Below are 16,030 nucleotides of genomic sequence, written 5' to 3' on the forward strand. Positions count from 1 at the left end.
GGACAGGCCACCCGCACGATCTGGCAGCCCGAAGCCGTCAGCTCGGCGATCTGCTGGAGCGTCGCACCGATGTCCGACGTACGGGTCGTGGTCATGGACTGCACCGACACGGGCGCGTCACCACCCACCGCCACGGACCCGACCTGGATCTGCCGGCTCTTGCGGCGCTCGGCGAGCTTGGTCGGAACGGACGGCATGCCGAGAGAAATCGCAGTCATCTGCTGTGCAACCCCAAGTCGTGGATCAGAATCCGGCCCCGTTCAGCGGCGGGCTCCGGCCTCCGAGATTACGGCACGGACGTGGACGCCAGACACACGGCGTACGGAGACGCACCCATTGGCGTCCGTCTGCCGGGTGACCGGTGTGAAGCCCGGTCCGGAGGGACATGCTCTCCGGATCGGGTTTCCCGTCCGATCGCTTCAGATCACACGTACCGCATGGATCGCGCGGATCGCGCGGATCACGCGGATCACGTGGATCGTGTGGATTCGTACGGACCGAGCGGATTACCCCGGCTTCAGCTGATCCGTACGGGATTGACGACGTCCGCCACCAGTACCAGCAGCGTGAAGCAGACGAAGATGCCCGCCACCACGTAGGCCACCGGCATCAGCTTCGCGACGTCGAACGGGCCCGGGTCCGGGCGGCGCAGCACCTTGGCCGCGTTCCGGCGCAGCGACTCCCACAGCGCGCCCGCGATGTGGCCGCCGTCGAGCGGCAGCAGCGGGAGCATGTTGAAGAGGAACAGGGAGAGGTTGAAGCCGGCCACCAGCATGATGAACATGGCCAGCTGCTGGGTGGGCGGGATGTCCAGGGTCGCGATCTCGCCGCCGACGCGGGCGGCGCCCACGACTCCCATCGGGGAGTCCGCCTCGCGGGGCCCGTCGCCGAAGGCCGCGTCCCACAGGGCCGGGATCTTGGCGGGCAGGGCGGCGAGGGAGTCGACGGCGTCGCCGATCCGGTCGCCCATCCAGGTCACGGACTGGCCGAAGTCCTGTTTCACCACGCCGGTGGCGGCGCTGAAGCCGAGGAAGCCCGCGGTGACGTACTCGCCCTCGACGATCTGTCCGTTGCCGTCCTTCTTCGCGACCTGGTTGGTGGCGATGGTCGCCTGGAGGGTGACCTCCTGGCCTCCGCGCTCGACGACGACCGGCACCTGCTCGCCGGGGTTGGCGCGGATCATGTCGGACAGCCGGTCCCAGTCGTCGGTCCGTACGCCGTCGAAGGAGACGATCTTGTCGCCCGCCTTGAGGCCGGCCGCCGCGGCCGGGGAGGCCGGGTCGGACTTGGTGCAGTCGTCGCGGTTCTCGGTCTGCGAGATCACGCACTGGGAGACGGAGCTGACGGTGGTGGTCTGCTGCGAGATGCCGAAGCCCATCAGAACGGTGAGGAACAGCACCACCGCGAGGATGAGGTTCATGAACGGGCCCGCGAACATCACGATGACCCGTTTCCACGGCTTGCGCGTGTAGAACAGGCGCTTCTCGTCACCGGGCTGCAGTTCCTCGAAGGCGGCCGAGCGGGCGTCCTCGATCATGCCGCGCCAGGGCGAGGTGGAGCGGGCCTCCAGCCGGCCGTCGGCGCCGGGCGGGAACATGCCGATCATGCGGATGTAGCCGCCGAACGGGATGGCCTTGACCCCGTACTCGGTCTCGCCCTTCTTCCGCGAGAAGAGGGTCGGCCCGAAGCCGACCATGTACTGCGGCACGCGGATGCCGAAGAGCTTGGCCGTGGACAGGTGCCCCAGCTCGTGCCAGGCGATGGAGAACAGCAGGCCGACCGCGAAGAGGACTATGCCGAGGATGAACATCAGGGTCGTCATGCACGGGCCTCCGCCGTCTGTGCCGCCAGTTCCCGGGCCCGGGTCCGCGCCCAGGTCTCCGCTTCGAGGACGTCCGCGACGGTGAGCGAGGTTCCCGTACGGGGGGTGCCGTGCTCCTCGACCACCCGCGTGACGGTCTCCATGATCCCGAGATACGGCAGCGCGCCGGATCGGAACGCCTCGACGCACTCCTCGTTCGCGGCATTGAACACCGCCGGGGCCGTGCCCGCGAGCTCCCCGACGTGCCGGGCCAGGTTCACCGAGGGGAAGGCCTCGTCGTCGAGCGGGAAGAACTCCCAGGTCGAGGCCTTGCTCCAGTCGAAGGCGGGGGCGGCGTCCGGGACGCGTTCGGGCCAGCCCAGGCCGATGGCGATGGGCCCGCGCATGTCGGGGGGCGTCGCCTGGGCCAGTGTCGATCCGTCCGTGAACTCGACCATCGAGTGGACATACGACTGCGGGTGCACGACCACCTCGATGCGGTCGAAGGGAATGTCGTAGAGCAGGTGGGCCTCGATCACCTCCAGGCCCTTGTTGACGAGGGTGGCGGAGTTGATCGTGATCACCGGGCCCATGGCCCAGGTGGGGTGGGCGAGGGCGTCCTCGACGGTGACCCTCGCCAGCTGCTCCTTCGTACGTCCCCGGAACGGGCCGCCGGACGCGGTGACGACCAGCTTGCGCACGTCGGCGCGGGTGCCGGCGGCCAGCGCCTGGAAGAGGGCGGCGTGCTCCGAGTCGACCGGGATGATCTGCCCCGGCTTGGCGAGGGCCTTGACCAGCGGGCCGCCGACGATGAGCGATTCCTTGTTGGCGAGCGCGAGGGTGCGGCCCGCCTCCAGGGCGGCCAGGGTCGGTGCGAGGCCGATGGAGCCGGTGATGCCGTTGAGAACCGTGTGGCAGTCGGAGGCGGCGAGCTGGGTGGCCGCGTCGGCTCCGGCGAGGATCTCGGGGAGCGTCTCCCCCGGGCCGTACTGGCCGCTCAGTGCCTCCCGCAGGGCGGGGACGACGTCCTCGCGGGCCACGGCGACGGTCCGTGCCTTCAGCCGGTACGCCTGCTCGGCGAGGAGGGCGACCCGGCCGCCGTTGGCGGACAGGCCGGTGACCCGGAAGCGGTCCGGGTTGCGCAGCACGAGGTCGATGGCCTGGGTCCCGATCGACCCGGTGGACCCGAGGATCACCACGTCCTTCGGGCCGTCGCCCGCCACCGGGTCGTAGACGAGGTGGGGGTCGGCGAGTGGGGCTGGACTGTCGCTCATCCCCCCATTGTTGCCGCAACCGCCCTCCGGGAGGACAGCGCGTCCCACCCACGGGTGTCGCGGGGCCCGCGCGGGGCCCGAAAGGGCCCCACGGCCTGCGGGCGGAGCGGGTCCGGGCCCGGGAAACGCCCGGCACCGGTGTCCGGCCCCGGCCGGGGCCGCGGGCCTCGGGCGGTGGGCCACCAGGGCCGGGGCGGGGCCACCCTGGCCGGTCGGGGCCGCCCAGGCCAGGTCGGCCGCGCGGCCCGGACCGGGCCGCCCCGGGCCGCTGCGGGCCGCTGCGGGTGCCTCCCCGGGTGAGCCGGGGAGGCACCCTGCCCGGGAAGGCCGGGCAGTCCCGGCGGGAACCTGACGTATGCCCGTCCTACCTGATGGGGCGGTGGACGTTCTCCCGCTGGGACGGGCCCGGTGTCGCGTCCGCGATCCACGGGCCGTCGCCGGACGGGTCGACGACGCCCCGCTCCAGCCACTCGTACGCGCCGCCCAGTACGCCCTTGACGACCTTGCGGTCGACGTCGTCGGTGTTGGTCCACAGGCGGCCGAAGAGTTCCTCGACGCGGATGCGGGCCTGGCGGCAGAAGGCGTCGGCGAGCTGGTAGGCCTCGCGGCCGTGGTCGCCCTCGGCGCGCAGGTGCTCGGCGCGGACGCAGGCGGCGCTCATCGCGAACAGCTCCGCGCCGATGTCGACGATCCGGCCGAGGAAGCCCTGCTTGGTCTCCATCCGGCCCTGCCAGCGGGACATGGCGTAGAAGGTGGAGCGGGCGAGCTTGCGGGCGGTGCGTTCGACGTAGCGCAGGTGCCCGGACAGGTCCCGGTGGCCGGACGGGTGGAAGTCGGCGTACGAGCGCGGGAGCTGTCCCGGTCCCGCGACCAGTTTCGGCAGCCACTTGGCGTAGAAGACGCCCGCCTGCGCGCCCGCCCGCGCCTTGTCGGACAGGGTCTTGTCGGGGTCGATCAGGTCGCCGGCCACCGAGAGGTGGGCGTCGACGGCCTCGCGCGCGATCAGCAGGTGCATGATCTCGGTGGAGCCCTCGAAGATGCGGTTGATGCGCAGGTCGCGCAGGAGCTGTTCGGCGGGGACCGCGCGTTCGCCGCGGGCTTCGAGGGAGGCCGCGGTCTCGAAGCCCCGGCCGCCGCGGATCTGGACCAGTTCGTCGGCCATCAGCCAGGCCATCTCGGAGCCGTAGAGCTTGGCGAGGGCGGCCTCGATGCGGATGTCGTTGCGGTCCTCGTCGGCCATCTGGGAGGAGAGGTCGAGGACGGCTTCGAGGGCGAAGGTGGTCGCCGCGATGAAGGAGATCTTCGAGCCGACCGCCTCGTGCAGCGCGACCGGCTTGCCCCACTGCTCGCGCACCGCCGACCACTCGCGGGCGATCTTCAGGCACCACTTGCCGGCGCCGACGCACATGGCGGGCAGGGAGAGGCGGCCGGTGTTCAGGGTGGTCAGGGCGATCTTGAGGCCGGCACCCTCGGGGCCGATGCGGTGCGCGGCCGGCACGCGCACCCGGTGGAAGCGGGTGACGCCGTTCTCCAGGCCGCGCAGGCCCATGAAGGCGTTGCGGTTCTCGACGGTGACGCCCTCGGAGGCGGCCTCCACGACGAAGGCGGTGATGCCTCCCCTGCCGCCCGTCCCGTCCTCGGACTTCGGGACGCGGGCCATGACGACGAGCAGGTCGGCGACGACGCCGTTGGTGGTCCACAGCTTCACGCCGTCGAGGACGTAGTCGTCGCCGTCCCGGACGGCCGTGGTGGCCAGGCGGGCCGGGTCGGAGCCGACGTCCGGCTCGGTCAGCAGGAACGCCGAGATGTCGGTGCGGGCGCAGCGCGGCAGGAACGTGTCCTTCTGCTCCTGGGTGCCGAACATCTTCAGCGGCTGCGGCACGCCGATCGACTGGTGGGCGGAGAGCAGCGCGCCGATCGCGGGGTTCGCGGATCCGACCAGGGCGAGGGCCTTGTTGTAGTAGACCTGGGTGAGGCCGAGGCCGCCGTACTTGGTGTCGATCTTCATGCCGAAGGCGCCCAGCTCCTTCAGCCCGGTGATCACGTCGTCCGGGATCCGTGCGTCGCGCTCGATCACGGCCCCGTCGATCTTCGTCTCGCAGAAGTCGCGCAGCTTGGCGAGGAACTCCTCGCCGCGCTGGACGTCCTCGTCGGCGGGGAGCGGGTGGGGGTGGATGAGGTCGAGGCGGAAGCGGCCGAGGAAGAGTTCCTTGGCGAAGCTCGGCTTGCGCCAGTCCTGTTCGCGGGCCGCCTCCGCGACCTGGCGGGCCTCACGTTCGGTGACGGTGGGTCGGGAGGAGGGGGTGGGTGGTGCGGACATGAGGCTCACCTCGCCGCGAATCGGCATCGGGGGAGGTACGTCCACGAAGATCGCCGGGATGATCGCCGGGATTCGTCATACGCGAACTTGCGGACGTACGTTACTAGTCGGTGCTACCCGATCGTATGTACCCGATCCCGGGCGCTCCCACCACCCTTCGTGCCGCCGTTCGGCCGATGACCGCAGGGAGGACGGGAGGCGGACGGGAGGCGGACGGGGGGCGGCCAGAGCAAGAAGAAAGGTGTCGAAGCGCTTCGACAACCTATGGACACCTACCCCGGCTGAGGCTACTGTCGAACCACCCTCACCCGCTGTTGTCCACCCCGCGCGCTGTCGAAGCGCTTCACAAAGCTTGGAGAGCTGGATGGTCACCCTCGCCGAGGTCGCCCAGCACGCCGGAGTCTCGGCAAGCACGGTGAGCTATGTCCTCAGCGGCAAGCGGTCCATCTCCACCACCACCCGGCAGCGGGTCGAAGAGAGCATCCGCACGCTCGGCTACCACCCGAACGCCGGCGCCCGCGCCCTGGCCAGCAGCAGGTCGAACATCATCGCGCTGATGATCCCGCTGCGCACGGACATGTACGTGCCGGTGATGATGGAGATCGCCATCGCGGTCGCCACCAGCGCGCGCAGTCACGGGTACGACATCCTGCTGCTCACGGGTGAGGAGGGCCCCGACGCGGTGCGCCGCGTCACCGGCAGTGGGCTCGCCGACGCGATGATCCTGATGGACGTCGAGCTCGACGACGAGCGGCTGCCCCTGCTGCGGGGCACGGACCAGCCGTCCGTGCTGATCGGTCTGCCCGCCGACACCACCGGGCTGACCTGCGTCGACCTCGACTTCCGGGCGACCGGCGCACTGTGCGTGGAGCATCTGGCGAAGCTGGGGCACCGCGACATCGCCGTCATCGGCGAGGCTCCCGGGGTCTACGAACGGCACACCGGCTTCGCCGAGCGCACCCTCGACGGGCTGCGCACCCGGGCGCGGGAGCTGGAGCTGCGGCTGCTGCACCGCCCCTGCGAGGGCGGGTACGACGCGATGGCCGCGACCCTCGCCCGCGTCTTCGACGAACGCCCGGACACCACGGGCTTCGTCGTCCAGAACGAATCGGCGGTCGAGCCGCTGCTCGCCCTGCTGCGCCAGCAGGGCCGGGCGGTGCCCGAGGACGTGTCGGTGGTCGCGGTCTGCCCCGAGCAGGTCGCCACCCAGGCCTCGGTCCGGCTCACGTCGGTCGCCGTGCCGGCGCAGGAGATGGGCCGGCATGCCGTGGAGCAGCTGGTCGCCAAGCTGGACGGGCGCGGGAGCGACGAGGTCGTGCTGCTCGCGCCGGAGCTGACGGTCCGGGCCAGCTCGGGGCCGGCACCCGTCCGGCCGTAGCTCACGCGACCGGCCCACCGGAGGCCGCCCGACCGCCCTCCCGCGCACCGCGTCACCGCCCGCCCTGCCACGCACCGCGTCACCGCTCGGCCCGACCGTGCCAGGGCACCGCCGTGTCCGTACTCGACGCTCGTACTCGAAGTCCGTACTCGATGTCCGTACTCGATGTCCGTACTCGACGCTCGCACTCGAAGTCCGTACTCGATGTCCGTACTCGATGTCCGTACTCGACGCTCGCACTCGAAGTCTGGATTCGCAGTTCGCACTCCCCCCGGAGCCTGCCTCGTGAGCCAGCCTGCCGAGACCCAGCCCAAGGTCGGCCTCGCCCAGTCCTCCCCCACCGTCGGCACGTTCCGCGAGCGGGATGGACGACGCCTATCTCTTCGGCCGGGATCTGCTGTTCGCGCCGGTGCCCACGCTGGCGCCACGGTCCGCACCGCCTGCCTTCCGGCGGGTGCGCGCTGGACGGACGCGTGGACGGGCGAGACGTACGAGGGCGGGGCGTCCGTGACGGTGGACGCGCCGCTGGACCGCATCCCGCTGCTCCCGCGGGACGGGGCCGAGCTGCCGGTGGCCCAGGAGTAACGGTTCCGCCCGAGGGAGAGGGTTGCCGGGTGGGACATCGGGTCAACTTACTAGCAGTGTCGTACGGTTGACCGCCATCGAAAGGCAAGACGTGCCCTCGACTCCCCTCGCCCTCCGGCTCGCCGACCTGCTGCTGCGGCCGGCGTTCCGATCCCGGCACACGCCCGACCGGACCTTCGACCGGCTCCTCGCCCGGGCGGGACGGGCGGAGGGCGACGAGCGGTTCGCCGACGACTTCCGCTCCCTGCTGCGCTGGTGGGCCGGGGCCGAGAACCTCACCCCGGTCGGCTGGCAGTCCGCGCAGTCCCACGTCCGCAGACACCTCGCCAACCGGGCCCGGATCCGGCGGCTGATCGCGGAGCACCCCGACATCGAGCGGCAGCCCGTCGAGAAGCCGGTGTTCGTGGTGGGCCTGCCGCGCACCGCGACGACGCTCACGCACGGCGTGCTGTCCCTGTCGGACGAGCACCGCTGCCCCCTGCTGTGGGAGCTGCTCACCCCCGGCCTGGAGGTACCTCCCTCGGAGCGACGCAAGGCGACGGCGCCCGCCCGCCGGATGGTCGACGGCATCAACCTGCTCACGCCGCGCTTCCGCGACATCCACCCGATGGCCGCCGAAGGCCCCGAGGAGTGCACCTTCGCGCTGCCGCACGCGCTGATGCCGCTCTCCTCGGCACGCATACCCGAGTACCAGGCCTGGCACTACGAGCGGGACTTCGTCCCCGACTACCGCCACCTCAAGCAGGTCTACCAGGTGCTCCAGTACGGCCGTCCGCGCCGCCGCTGGATCCTCAAGTCCCCCATGCACCTGGAGAACCTCGACGCGCTGCACACCGTCTTCCCGGACGCGACCATCGTGTGGACCCACCGCGACCCGGTCACCGTCGTGGCGTCGTTCTGCAGCCTGGTCGAGCACGGCATGGCCGTCAGCACCCGCCCCGTCGACCCGCGCGGCATCGGCGCCACCTGGCTGGAGCTGCTGAGCCGCTCCGCGGCGCGCGGTGTCGCGGCCCGTGCCGCCCTGCCCCGGGAGACGCTGGTGGACGTCCCGTACTCCTGGCTGGGGACCGATCCGGCCGCCGGCGCCCCCAAGCTCTACGCCGCCGTCGGCGCCCGCTGGACGGGCGCGGAGGCCGCCCGGCTCGCCGGGGTCGCCGCCCGCCCCAAGGGCACCCGCCCGCACCGGTACGAGCTGTCCCGGTACGGCCTGACCCGGGCCGACGTCGAATCCGCCTTCGCTGAGTACAACGCGTTGCGGGCCGAGGTCGACCGCGCCTGACGGCACGGCCGGCCCCGGCCCCGGCCCGGGAGCTGTGTCAGCCGCTGCTGACGGACAGGCTGTGGGTACGGAAGTCCAGGCCGCCCGGCGACGAGGTGATCTCGTAGCCGAACTGCACGTCGCCGATGGTCTCGTCGCCCATCCAGCCCTTGGTGTCCTTGATCCACTTCAGGATCGGCAGGATCTGGACGCTCCCCGCGTTCGAGTCCGAGGTGCGCAGGAACGAGAAGACCTCGTTGGCGCCGTTGTCGCCCTTGTAGACGTTCCAGGTGTGGCCGCCGAGGGCGACCGTCCCCTGCGGGCTGCCGAGCGGGCCGACGGCTCCGTGGTGGTTGACCCAGAGCATGATCTCGTAGTCGTGGTCCGTGTCCCAGATGTCGTACGACGTGTTGTACGCGCCGGACGACGGGACCGTGACGTCGTACGTGCTGCTGAGCGAGCCGAGGGAGGAGATCGGCTTGTTGATCACCTTCTTGGCGTTCGGGTAGGACTTGATGCCGCCGGTGCCCGGGTGGTCGGCCCAGACTCCCCAGTCGGTGCCGGAGTTGGCCCAGACGCACTGGCTGCCGGCGCCGGAGCCCCAGATGTTGTTGTAAAGGGTGTAGCCGTTCAGCTGCGTGTTGCCCCACTGGTCGCAGGAGTTCCAGACGGCGGCCTGGGCGGGGGCGGCGGCGAGGCCGACGGTGACGCCGAGCGCGAGGGCCGGGGCGAGGAGGGCGGTCAGGGTGCGGGTGCGTGGTGCCATGGCGTTTCCTTCCATGGGTGGGGGGAGGTGCGCGGGGGCTACCGCGTCTTCACGCTGATGACGCGGTCCTCTCCGGCGACGAGGTCGAGCGGTTCGGTGCCGGAGGGAGTCCTGAGTTCGATGCGGTGCGTGCGGCGGGGGCGGAGGACCGCCGTCGCCTCGCCGCCGGGCGTCCAGGCGAGGTCGAGGGCCGCCCCGAACCGGGTGCGTACGCCCCTGATCTCGCCCTTCGGGCAGAACTCCGGGAGGGCGGGCAGCAGCACCAGCCGGCCGGGGGTGGACTGCACCAGCATCTCGATGAGCACGGCCGGGAGGGCGTGCGCGGCGTCCGCGTTGTAGACGTCGCGGTGGGGATAGTGCGCGCTCATCAGGGACGTGTGGAAGAAGTCGCCGTCGAGGACCTGGCCGACGGCGTGGGCGACCCGGTCGCCGTCCCGCAGCCGGGCCGCGATCAGGGCGTGGTGGAGGTGGCCGTGGGCGGAGTCGTTCTCGGCGCCGCGCAGTTCGAGGGCGCGGTGGGCGGCTCCGGCGAGTTCGGGGGTGTCGTACGGGCTGATCTCGTCGAGCGGCCAGACGCCGTAGAGGTGGCTGAGGTGGCGGTGGTCGTAGGTGTCCGTAAGGCCCGGCCGGGCCCATTCGGCGAGCGCGCCGTCGGCGTTGACCCGGTGGGGCGGGAGCCGGTCGGCGAGCGCGCGCCAGCGGTCGGCGTGCTCGGGGTGGCGGTCGGCGGCGGTGAGCAGGGCGTGCCGGGCTGCGGAGAGGTCCATGGCCGCGTCGACGGTGCCCCAACTCGCGTTCGCGGGGCGGTTCTCCGGCGAGTAGGAGGGGACGACGACCACGCGGCCGTTCTCGTCGGTGCGGGTGAGGAAGTCCTCGTAGAACAGGGCGGCTTCGGCGAGCGCGGCGGTGGTGCGGGGGTCGCGGGTGCCGTACGTCTCGTCGTGGTCGACGAGGGGCTTCAGCAGCCAGTCGGCGCCCGCCGTCCACAGGTGCAGGGGGTACTCGCGGCTGAAGTGGTACGTGTGCCCGGACTCGCCGTCGGTGTGCGAGGGGGCGACGACGCCGCGGGTGCCGAAGATCGCGCGGGCGTTGTCCCGCCAGTCCGGGAGCTGCCGGTGGACGAGGGCGGCGTGGGCCTCGGTGACCTCGGGGAGGTCGGCGGCGGCCGCGGAGGCGGTCTGGAGGTTGAGGTTGGCGTTGGTGGTGAACGCCCCCGACCAGGCCGTGTCCCAGTCGCCGGTCCACAGGCCGGTCAGGCGGGGCGGGAGCATTCCGCTGGCCGACAGCAGGTGGTAGCGGCCGGCGGCGAAGAGGCGCTCCAGGAGGGCCGCGCGGGCCGTGCCGCGGGAGCGGTCGAGCAGCGCGGAGCCCGGCAGGGCGCGTTCGGCGGGGTCGGCGGCGAGGTCGAGGGTGACGCGGTCGTAGGCGGTGCGGTGGAGGGCGAGGTGCCGGCCGAGGAGACGGTCGTACGACGTCCCGTCCGGCAGGTCGCGCAGGGCGCGGCCCTCGGAGACCACGTCCAGCTCGCCGGTGTGCCGGTGCACCCGGGTGAGGAGCAGTACCTCCGTGGCGCCCTCGACGAGCACGCCGGGCGGGACCAGCTTCGTGGTGCCGCCGGTGACGGCGACCAGGGTGACGCCGGTGTACGCCAGGTCGCTGCCGGGGTAGCGGGCGCGCAGGCTGAGCAGGGCGCCCTCGGGGGTGAGGACGGCGCCGTGGCCGACGCCGAGACCGGCCGGGGCGCCGGGGAGGCGGGGGTCGAGGGACAGGTCGAGGGTGAGGTGCGGCGCGGTGACGCGCTGGACGATCACGTCGTCGGCGCGGGAGACGAAGACGCGGCTGGTCCAGGTATAGCAGGTGGCGGTCGTCTCGCCGGTGGTGAAGTCGACGGAGCGGTGGTAGGTGGCGTGGGTGTCGCCGGGCGGCCTGTTCAGGCGGACCTGGAAGGCCGGGTGGAAGGGGCGCACCCATTGCAGCGGGCGGCCGTCGGTGAAGCCCTCGGCGGCTGTCGTGTCGCCGGCCAGCAGGCGGTCCTGGAGGGCGGGGAGTTCGGCGGCGAGCCGGGGTGGGCGGCGGTGCTCGTCGCCGTTCGGGCGGACGAGGGTGTGGTGGGTGACGACGACCCGGTCGGCGTTCGGATCGCCGAACACGAGGGCGCCGTGGTGGCCGTTGCCGCTCAGGAAGGCGTCCTCCCAGCGGGCGGCGGGCTCGCGCTCCCAGGTGCCGTGCACGGGCCCGCCGGGCGTGGGGGCGCCGGCCGACGGCGCCCCCGTGACGGGAGAGCCGGTCATCGGGCCGGCTCCGTGAGGACCGCCACGCCGTAGCGGCCGAGGGTGACCCGGTCGGTGACGGTCGCGTCGGTCAGCAGGTCGCGGTGGGTGCCCGGGACGTCGACGGTGACCGGCTCGCGGCCGTGGTGGAGGAGGAAGAGCAGGTCACCTCGGCGTACGGCCTCGACGTCGGCCGGGAGCCCGTCGAGCACGGGGCGGGCACCCGCGTCGGCGGCGGCGCGGGCGAGCAGGTCGCGCAGCGCGTCCGGCTCGGGGAGGGTGGAGAGGTACCAGGCCCGGTCCTTGCGCAGGACGGCCGGGAGTCCGTCCAGCTCGCCGCCCTTGTAGAGGACGGTCTCCGTGGCGGTGCCGTCGGGCTCGATCTCCTCCGACCAGAGGGTGCCGCGGAAGCCGTCGCAGGCGGTGGTCCCGTCCGCCTCCAGGGGCCACCACTCGTGCAGGACGCGGATGCCGAACAGCTCGCGCAGCCGGGCGTCCATGCCGCCGGCCCTGACCCGGTCGTCCTCGTCGGCGACGCCGGTCTGGAAGCCGCAGACGAGGGTGCCGCCGCCGCGGACGTAGGCGAGGAGGTTGTCGATCGCCGCGTCCGTGAGCGCGTACAGCTGGGGTACGAAGACCGCCCTGTACGGGGTCAGGTCGTGCTCCGGGTGGGCGAAGTCGGTGGTGAGGTGGGCCTCCCACAGTGCGCGGTGCCAGGCGCGCAGGACGTCGGTGTAGTCGAAGGCGGTGGAGGGGCGGCCGTCCTGGGCGCCGGCCCACCAGGAGTGCCAGTCGTGCAGGACGGCGACGTCGGCGGTGATCGTGGCGTCCGCCGCGTGCGGGCCGAGCTTGGCGAGGTCGGCGCCGAGCTGCTTGACCTCCTGGTACGTACGTCCCCGCGCCCCCGCGTGGGAGACCATCGCGGAGTGGAACTTCTCGGCGCCCTGCCTCGACTGGCGCCACTGGAAGTAGCAGAGGGCGTCCGCGCCGCGGGCCACGGCCTGCAGCGACCACAGGCGGTTGAGGCCGCGCGGCTTGGGGTGGTTCGCGCCGCGCCAGTTGACGGGTCCGGCCGCCTGCTCCATGAGCATCCAGGGGCCGCGCGCCTGGGAGCGGGTCATGTCCTGGACCAGGGCGCCCTCCTGCGCGCCGAACGGGTCGCGCGGGTCGGGGTAGAGGTCGACGGAGACGACGTCCTCCTCCCCGGCCCAGCGCCAGGCGTCCTGACCGGACCACAGCGGCATGAAGTTGGTGGTCACCGGGATGTGCGGGGTGTGGCGGCGGACGATGTCGCGTTCGGCGGCGTAGCACTCCAGGAGCATGTCGGAGGTGAAGCGCCGGAAGTCGAGGACCTGGGTGGGGTTCTTGAGGTAGTGGGTGCGGCGGGCCGGCAGGATCTCGGCCCAGTCGCCGTAGCCCTGGCTCCAGAAGGCGGTGCCCCAGGCGGTGTTGAGGGCGTCGAGGGTGCCGTACCGGTCCTGGAGCCAGCGGCGGAAGCGGGTGGCGGCCTCGTCGCCGTGGTCGTAGGTGCAGTACTCGTTGTTGATGTGCCACATGGTGAGGGCGGGGTGGCCGGCGTAGCGGGCGGCCAGGGCCTCGGTGATGGCGGCGGCGTGGCGGCGGTAGGTGGTGCTGGAGTGCGAGAAGTGCTGGCGGCCGCCCCACCATTCGGTGCGGCCGTCCTCGTCGCGGGGCAGGGTGTCCGGGTGGAGGTGCCCCAGCCAGGGCGGGGGCGAGGCGGTGGGGGTGGCGAGGACGACGCCGATGCCGTTCGCGTGCATCAGGTCCATCAGGCGGTCCAGCCAGCCGAAGTCGTGCACGCCGGGGCGCGGTTCGAGCTTCGCCCAGGAGAAGACGCCGAGGGTGACGGAGTTGACGCCGGCGTCCTGCATCAGGCGGACGTCCTCGTGCCAGGTCTCCTCGGGCCACTGCTCGGGGTTGTAGTCGCCGCCGTAGAGGATGCGGTGGCGGGTGGTGTCCGACAGGTTGGGCATCAGCGTGGCTCCCCGTACTGGATGCCGCGTCCGTTGGTGGCGAGGTAGACGCGGCCGTATACGCGGGGGTCGCCGGTGATCGTCTCGCCGGTCCACCCCCACTGGTGGTGGTCGTCGTTGATCCGCGTCCAGCTCTTCGCCTCGTCGTCGGAGCGGTGGACGGCGGTGACGGCCCCGGTGGAGCCGACCTGGTAGATCGCCGGGTAGCCGGCGCCGTGGGCGGCCTTGCCGAAGCCGAGGGTGTGGGAGGACCGGCAGCTCTCCACCTTGGTGAAGGTGCGGCCGCCGTCGGTGGAGCGGTGCAGGCCGTTGTCCTTGGTGCTCAGCCACAGGTCGCCGGTGCGGCCGGGCGCCGCGACCACCTTGTACTGGGTGTCGCCGGCGGGCAGTCCGGTCGCGCGGGCGGTGAAGGTACGGCCGCCGTCGGTGCTGGCGAGCAGCGTTCCGGTGTCGGTGTCGTACGCGTAGAAGAGCGTCGGGTCGGCCGGGTCGGCGACCGGCGTGGCGCCCTTCGGGAAGGTGGGGATCTCGGACCAGGTCGTGCCGTTGTCCGCCGAACGGTGGGCGGGGTACTTCGTGCCGTCCCAGTGCACGAAGGACCACAGCAGCACGCTGCCGTCGGCGTTGGTGGCGATCGGTCCCGGTGCACTCGGGGCGAGGCCGGGCTGGGCCGCGAAGGGCGCCCAGGTCCGCCCGCCGTCGTGGGAGTACGCGCCGTTGCCGTGATCGCCCCAGCCCGTCCGGACGACGTACGCCGGTCTGCGTGCCGCCTGTGCGAGTCCGGTCGCCGACCCGGACACGGGGTTCGTCGCCATGCCGTCCGCCGGGGACGCCGTGAGCCGTTCGTGGTACATGACGCCGATGTCCCGGGACCCGCTGAGCAGGTGCGCCCGCCCGACCGGGGGCGAGATCAGCTGGGTCACGGACGTCTCCTCCAGGCCGCGGATCTGCGGGGCCCAGCGACGGAGGTCACGGGTGCCGTAGAGGGTGGCGCCGGTGCCGTACACGAGGTGCTCGGAGTCGTACGGGTCGAGGGCGACGGCCTGGATCCACCAGCCGAATTTGGGCCGCTCCTCGCCCCACTTGAGGTACGGGGTCTCGGAGACGTCGAGGACGGCCGAGTCCTTCAGGGAGGTCCAGGTGCGGCCGCCGTCGGTGGTCCGGTACAGGGTGTCGACCGCGGCCCAGCGGTTGTTGGTGGAGACGACCGCGGTGCCGGGACGGCGGGCGTCGACGGCGACTCCGCCGTAGCCGAAGCTGTCGGCGGCACCTTCGGGGGTGGTGCCGCCGGGCTCGACGGGCGTGACGTCGGTCCAACGGCCGTTCGTCGTGCGCAGCTTGTGCACGCTGCCGGTGGACTGGCCGTTCGGGCCCGGTGCGTCGGCGTACGTCACGTACAGCTCGCGGGTGTGCCGGTCGTACGCGGCACGGACCGGGACCTTGGCCGCGGTACCGGAGGGCTGCCCGGGGACGGGCTCCCAGGTGGTGCCGTCGGACGTGCGGAAGAGGTTCGGCGCGGTGCCGCCGGCGTCGCCCCAGCCGGCGTAGACGGTGCGGCCCGCGGCCACGAGGAGGGTGACGCCCTGGCCGGTGGCGCCCGGGGCGGCCGGGAAGCCGGTGGCGGGGGCCCAGGTGGCGCCCCGGTCCACCGACTTCCAGAGGCCGTCGTGCCGGGTGCCCAGCCACAGGGTGTCGCTGTCGCGCGGGTCGACCAGGAGCCGCTCGCCGGTGCCCCGGCCGTCCTCGTTGGCACCGAGCTTCACGGTGAGGTCGGTGCGCCGCCAGGTCCTGCCCCGGTTCTCGGAGCGCAGGACCGCGCCGTTGGCCGACCAGGCCTGGGAGTAGGTGCCGCAGGCCAGGTAGAGCCGGTCCGGGTGGGCGGGGTCGACGGCCATCGCCTCGACGCCGAGGAGGTTCCAGTCGTCCCAGCCGAGGTGGTCCAGGAGCGGGATCCAGCGGTCGGTGCGGTCGTCCCAGCGGTAGGCGCCGCCGATGTCGGTGCGGGCGTAGGCGAGCCCGCGGACGCGGGGGTGGAACAGGACGCCGGTGATGAACCCGGTGCCGCCGATGACGACGTTGCGCCACCGGTAGGCGGGGGTGGCGGGGGCGTCCGCCGTGCCCTCGGCGGCGTGCGCGCGTCCGGGTGCGAGGGGGACCGCGGTGAGCGCGGCGACGGCCGCGGTCCCGGCGAGTACGGAGCGCCGGCTCGGGCTGCGTGACGCGGACGCATGCATGACATACCTCGGTTCTGTGCGGCTCGGGGGCGGAGGTGGGCAGGGCGGACCGGGGCCGGGGGGGGGGGGGGGGGGGGGGGGGGGGGGGGGGGGGGGGGGGGGGGGGGGGGGGGGGGGGGGGGGGGGGGGGGGGGGGGGGGGGGGGGGGGG

General features: G+C 72.7%; 10 protein-coding genes and 1 pseudogene. 3 read left to right on the plus strand and 8 right to left on the minus strand.

The window, feature by feature from the left end; translation table 11 throughout:
• The 4 genes from ACZ7G3_RS35485 to ACZ7G3_RS35500 form a co-directional block, all read right to left on the minus strand.
• The coding region (locus ACZ7G3_RS35485; protein WP_470930807.1) for a flavodoxin-dependent (E)-4-hydroxy-3-methylbut-2-enyl-diphosphate synthase at nt 1-218 on the minus strand (218 nt) is incomplete at its 3' end.
• A gap of 299 nt (nt 219-517) precedes the next feature.
• Entirely contained in the window at nt 518-1,810 is a 1,293-nt protein-coding gene (locus ACZ7G3_RS35490) for a M50 family metallopeptidase (protein ID WP_470930823.1), read from the minus strand.
• Nucleotides 1,811-1,818: 8 nt separating this feature from the next.
• Complete coding sequence (gene dxr, locus ACZ7G3_RS35495) at nt 1,819-3,075, minus strand: 1-deoxy-D-xylulose-5-phosphate reductoisomerase (RefSeq protein WP_470930809.1); 1,257 nt, start codon at nt 3,073-3,075, stop codon at nt 1,819-1,821.
• A gap of 364 nt (nt 3,076-3,439) precedes the next feature.
• Nucleotides 3,440-5,395, minus strand: a complete 1,956-nt coding sequence (locus tag ACZ7G3_RS35500) for an acyl-CoA dehydrogenase family protein (RefSeq protein WP_470930811.1) — start codon at nt 5,393-5,395, stop codon at nt 3,440-3,442.
• A gap of 364 nt (nt 5,396-5,759) precedes the next feature.
• Here ACZ7G3_RS35500 and ACZ7G3_RS35505 point away from each other — a divergent pair, with 364 nt between their 5' ends.
• From ACZ7G3_RS35505 to ACZ7G3_RS35515, 3 genes and pseudogenes are all read left to right on the plus strand, one after another.
• On the plus strand, nt 5,760-6,773 hold the full coding sequence (locus ACZ7G3_RS35505; RefSeq protein WP_426600128.1) for a LacI family DNA-binding transcriptional regulator: 1,014 nt from the start codon (nt 5,760-5,762) through the stop codon (nt 6,771-6,773).
• A 361-nt stretch (nt 6,774-7,134) separates the two neighbouring features.
• Nucleotides 7,135-7,358: pseudogene (locus ACZ7G3_RS35510) on the plus strand (glycoside hydrolase family 31 protein); the annotation flags it as partial.
• A gap of 91 nt (nt 7,359-7,449) precedes the next feature.
• Entirely contained in the window at nt 7,450-8,637 is a 1,188-nt protein-coding gene (locus tag ACZ7G3_RS35515; protein WP_470930813.1) for a sulfotransferase family protein, read from the plus strand.
• 37 nt (nt 8,638-8,674) lie between these two features.
• Here ACZ7G3_RS35515 and ACZ7G3_RS35520 read toward each other — a convergent pair whose 3' ends face one another.
• The 4 genes from ACZ7G3_RS35520 to ACZ7G3_RS35535 are packed head-to-tail and all read right to left on the minus strand — an operon-like array spanning nt 8,675 to nt 15,880.
• Nucleotides 8,675-9,382 (minus strand): glycoside hydrolase family 12 protein, encoded by a 708-nt coding sequence (locus tag ACZ7G3_RS35520; RefSeq protein ID WP_470930815.1) that lies wholly within the window; start codon nt 9,380-9,382, stop codon nt 8,675-8,677.
• A gap of 38 nt (nt 9,383-9,420) precedes the next feature.
• The gene (locus ACZ7G3_RS35525) at nt 9,421-11,673 is read right to left on the minus strand and encodes a glycosyl hydrolase family 95 catalytic domain-containing protein (protein WP_470930817.1); all 2,253 of its coding nucleotides are present in this window, start codon (nt 11,671-11,673) and stop codon (nt 9,421-9,423) included.
• Nucleotides 11,670-13,646, minus strand: a complete 1,977-nt coding sequence (locus ACZ7G3_RS35530) for a beta-galactosidase (protein ID WP_470930819.1) — start codon at nt 13,644-13,646, stop codon at nt 11,670-11,672. Before ACZ7G3_RS35530 ends, ACZ7G3_RS35525 begins: the two co-directional genes overlap by 4 nt.
• Entirely contained in the window at nt 13,646-15,880 is a 2,235-nt protein-coding gene (locus tag ACZ7G3_RS35535) for a WD40/YVTN/BNR-like repeat-containing protein (RefSeq protein ID WP_470930821.1), read from the minus strand. The genes ACZ7G3_RS35530 and ACZ7G3_RS35535 overlap by 1 nt, the downstream gene beginning before the upstream one ends.
• Nucleotides 15,881-16,030 lie beyond the last annotated feature (150 nt).

It is taken from the genome of Streptomyces sp. NPDC037271 (assembly GCF_055603605.1).